The 4376-nt window shown below is 70.2% G+C and carries 4 protein-coding genes; all 4 read right to left on the bottom strand.

What is annotated here, in order from left to right; all coding sequences use genetic code 11:
* On the bottom strand, positions 1-1141 hold a 1141-nt coding region (locus G6030_RS10180; protein WP_182643032.1), incomplete at its 3' end, for an FAD-binding protein.
* Between the two features lie 46 nt (positions 1142-1187).
* On the bottom strand, positions 1188-2387 hold the full coding sequence (locus G6030_RS10175) for an ABC transporter substrate-binding protein (protein WP_241724288.1): 1200 nt from the start codon (positions 2385-2387) through the stop codon (positions 1188-1190).
* Between the two features lie 149 nt (positions 2388-2536).
* A complete protein-coding gene (locus G6030_RS10170; RefSeq protein ID WP_063973874.1) occupies positions 2537-3307 on the bottom strand; it encodes an ABC transporter permease in 771 nt (256 codons plus the stop codon).
* 170 nt (positions 3308-3477) lie between these two features.
* The gene (locus G6030_RS10165; protein ID WP_187701710.1) at positions 3478-4275 is read right to left on the bottom strand and encodes an ABC transporter ATP-binding protein; all 798 of its coding nucleotides are present in this window, start codon (positions 4273-4275) and stop codon (positions 3478-3480) included.
* Between the last annotated feature and the right edge of the window lie 101 nt (positions 4276-4376).

Genomic DNA, 4376 nt, shown 5'->3' with positions numbered 1-4376 from the left:
CGTTGAGCATCCCGAACATCCGCCCGTGGCCGGCCTCGAGGTGCAGGGTGCCGCCCGGGTAGACGGCCTCCACCTCGTCGAGTCGCTCGACCAGCGCGTCGCCCTGGCATTCCATGTGGAACCACGTGTCCGGCTCCGCCTTCTGCAGCCAGTGGGTGGGGTGGTTGTACGACAGGGTGGAGACCTTGATCGACTCGTTGACCCCCTTGCGGACCGCCTCGACCACTCCCCCGGCCTCGACGACGATCGCCTCGACCTGCTCGACCGCGGCGGAGTCGACGATCGCCCGCAGGCTCGCCCGCCCCGCGGGGATCGCGTCGTCGTCGGGCAGGCAGGTCGCGACGTGCGCCCCGTCGGCCGAACACAGGCGCGGCGCCGGCTCGACCCGGTGCACCCGCCGCACGGCCGCGAAGGCCTCGTGGTGGTCGGCGAAGCTCGCGTACACGCACCGCCAGTCCTGCAGTGGCTCGATCCGGACCGTGGCGCGCACGATGATCCCTGCGACGCCGTAGGTGTGGACGAACGGCTGGGCGTCGGGACCCTCCAGGTGGACGATCTCGGCGTCCTCGTGGGCGAACACCACGTCGAGCGCCTCGACGAACCCCTCGTGGTTGCGTCCGTGCACGATCGTGCCGGTGCCGGCCGACCCTCCGGCCAGGAACCCGCCCAGCGTGGACTGCACGGTCGAGGGGTACATCCACAGCTGGCTGCCGTGCTGGGCGGCCAGCCGCTTCTCCAACGTGAGCATCCGGACGCCGGCCTCGGCGGTGACCACGCCCGCCTCCGGGTCGACGTGGTCGATGCCGCGCAGCGCGGTCAGGTCGAGGACGAGCCCGCCGTGCAGCGGGACGACCTGCCCGTAGTTGCCGGTGCCCTTGCCCCGCGAGGTGATGGGCACCCGGCGGCGGACGGCCGCGCGGACCACGGCGGGCACCTGCTCCACGGTGGTCGGTCGGCACACGACCTCGGGGCGGCCGATCGGCCACTGTGCCCGCAGGATCGGGCTGAGGTAGGAGCCGTCCCTGGAGGCCCTGTCCAGGGCATGGTCGTCAGTGTGGACGGCGTCGGGGCCGAGCAGCTCGAGCAGGTCGTCGACCAGGCCGGCGACATCGGTGGTCGCGTCGGTGGCTGTCGCGGTCACGAGGGTCTCCGTTCGGGTAGGGCGGCAGTAGTCATTTCAGGACCGGTCACTTGAGTCCGATGGCCGGGTCGATGAAGCGGTTGGTGGCGACGGTCTCGGGCGAGACGTCGGCGGCGATCTCGACGTTCGCGGCCTCGTAGACGCCCTTGACCTTGGCGACCATGTCGGCGAGGCGGTCCTCCTCGAAGTCGCCGATGGTCGAGTCGGGACCGTTGCCCACCAGATCGCGCTCGAGCATGGCCTCGACGGCGAAGTCGGCGAGCTCGGCGCTGTAGACCCAGCCCGTGTTGAACTGCTCGACGGCCTCGACGATCACCGCGTTGGTGCGCGCCGGGTCCTCGAAGTACTCGACCTCGGCCTGCTGCAGCACCGGCACCAGCTTCTCGAGACACGCCGCGTTGTCCTCGAGCTCGGCACTGCGGACGGCCATCATCGACTTGTAGATCGGGTAGCCGAGGTCGTGGAGCAGCTGGTAGGCGACCGGCTTGCCCCATTCGGGCACTTCGTTCTCGTAGATGAAGGGCTCGGCGCTGGCGAAGCCCTGCTGGGCAACGGCGCCGCCGGAGGCGACGAAGTTCGAGGGCGAGCCGTCGTAGCTGCCGTCGACCTGCGCGGGGTCGAGGACGCCCTCGCCGAGGAGGTAGTCCATGTAGGCGTTGCCCTCGAAATACAGGACCCTGGTGTTCTTGTCCTTGAGGTCGGCGACCGTCTCGACGTCCGGGTAGGTCTCCGGGTCCCACATGATCATCTGCGGGTTGATGTCGAGGGGCGCGAAGACGCCGATGGTGGGGTTGTTCAGCGAGTTCTGGACGGCCTGGTCGGCGTCCACGTAACCGAGCATGATGTCGGGATCCTGGTACATCTGCGCGGTGACCTGCTGGAACCCGATGGCCGGGCCGCCGGCCCGGATCTCGACGTCCACGCCGGTGTACTCGCCGGAGGCGAACAGCGGTCCGGAGACCGACTTGGCGCCGGCGTCGATGGTCGGCTCGGGGCCCAGCAGTTCGTAGACGTGGCCGTGCTCGGCCTCGGGGTTCCAGTCCGTCTGGACGACGATCTTCTCGACGCACACGTCGCTGAGGTCGACCGCGCCGATCTCGCCGCTGTAGCCGGAGGCCTCCGCGGACTCGGAGCCACCGCAGGCGGTGAGGGTGACGGCTCCGAGGGCACACAGGGCGGCCACGGACACGGCAGAACGGGGGACGGTGGAACGGGGGGTGGCGGTGCGTGTGACGGTGCGTCGCATGGGAACTCCTGGATCGGGTGGCGGGTGGCGGGTGCCGGAAGCTGTATTGATGTGATCAATAACGAAGAGTGAACATCGGCCGTGTTTCGGCGGTGTTGCGGGTTCGGTCGTGCGTCGTTACGGCTGGTTACGACTAGTGGACTAGCGGACTAGCGATCGGAATCCGGGTTGTACCAACGCCCCACGACCCGGCGCGAGAGGAGGCCGAAGAACAGGAACACGGCCACGCCGAGCAGGGACGCCAGGATGATCGAGGCGAACAACTCCGGCGACTGCAGCCGCGCCCGGAAGGTGTCGATGAGGATGCCGATCCCCGGGTCGCCCTGCTTGAAGAAGAAGTCGCCGACGATCGCGCCGACCACCGACAGCCCGGCGGCCACCCGCAGGCCCTCGAACAGCGCCGGCAGCGCGGCGGGGGCCTCGAGCTTGCGCAGCACCGTGAGTCGCCCGGCGTGGTGCAATTTGAACAGCCGACGCAGGCCCGGGTCGACGGACTTCAGCCCGAACAGGGTGTTGGAGACGATCGGGAACAGCGCGATGAGCACGCACACGAACACCCGGGCGGTGAACCCGAAGCCGAACCAGAACCCGATGAGCGGCACCAGCGCGAGGATCGGGATGCACTGCAGCACCACCGCGTACGGGAACAGTGAGCGCTCGGCCCACTTCTCCTGGCTCATCACGATCGCCCACACCACCCCGATCACGAACGCGATCGCCAGCCCCGTCAGCGCGACGGTCGCGGTCCGCCCGAGCGCCTCGAGCATGCCCGAGATGCTTGGCCCGAACAGGCCGTCGGTGACCACCACGTGCGGCGCGGGTAGCAGGAACCGCCGCGACGGTTCGAGCACCGCGTAGCTCACGAAGTACCACAGGCCCAGCACCGCGGCGAGAACCGCGAGCGGCCCGCCGTAGCGCACCGCGGGGCCGTCGGCCGACAGCCACGGCCGGCTGCGGGCCACCGGGGACTTCTCCGCTCCCCCAGCCGGACCCGTGACCGGGGCGCTGCTCACCGCGGTGGTGATGACCTCGTCGTCGTCGCCGTCGGTCCTCATGGTCGGCCCGGCGGCGCGGGCGGTGATGCCGTTCATCAGTGTGCCTCCTCGAGTGCCTGGGAAACCTCGCCGACGAGGTTGATGTAGTCCGCCGTGTAGCGGATCTCGGGGTCGCGGGCGGGGCCGAACGGCACGTCGACCGAGTGGACGATGCGCCCCGGCCGTCCGGACATGACCACCACGCGGGTGGACAGGTACACCGCCTCCGCGACCGAGTGGGTGATGAAGAGCCCGGCGAACCGCTTGGCCGCGAAGAGCCCCAGCAGTTCGTCGCCGAGCCGCTGCCGGGTGATCTCGTCCAGGGCGCCGAACGGCTCGTCGAACAGGAACAACTCCGGGTCCAGAGTCAGCGAGCGCGCGAGCGACACGCGCATCTTCATGCCGCCGGACAGCTCCCGGGGCAGCGACTGCTCGAACCCTGCCAGGCCCACCAGCTCGATCGCCGCGGCCGCGCGGTCGCGCCGCTCGGCGCGCGGGACACCGTCCAGCTCGGCGAGCATCTCCACGTTCTGCGCGACCGTGCGCCACGGCAGCAGGGTCGCGTCCTGGAAGACATAGCCGATCCGGTCGGTCCCGGTCTGCATATAGCCGTCGGTGTGCGTGGCCAAGCCGGAGGCGAGGCTCAGCAGCGTGGACTTGCCGCAGCCGGACGGCCCCACGACGCTGACGAACTCGCCGGCGCGGATCTTCAGGTCCACGCCGTCGAGCGCGCGGGTGCCGTTGGGGTAGGTCACGCCGACGCCGGAGAAGCCGAGGATCTCGGCGCCGGGCGAGGCGGTGGGTGGTGATGTGGTCGGCGCAGTGGGCCGGGTGGTGGCCGAGGGCGTGGTCATGGGGTCTCCTCACTCGTGGCGGGGGCGGTGGTCGCGGGGGTCGGGGCGGCGCTGGACGGGGTGAAGGGGTCGACGACGAGGGCCGCCCTCGCCGACACCAC

Origin of the sequence: Dietzia sp. E1, assembly GCF_014145015.1 — a bacterium.
GTDB lineage: Bacteria > Actinomycetota > Actinomycetes > Mycobacteriales > Mycobacteriaceae > Dietzia > Dietzia cinnamea_A.
The sequence above is the reverse complement of the archived record's forward strand: the minus strand, read 5'-3'. Positions and strand labels throughout refer to the sequence as shown.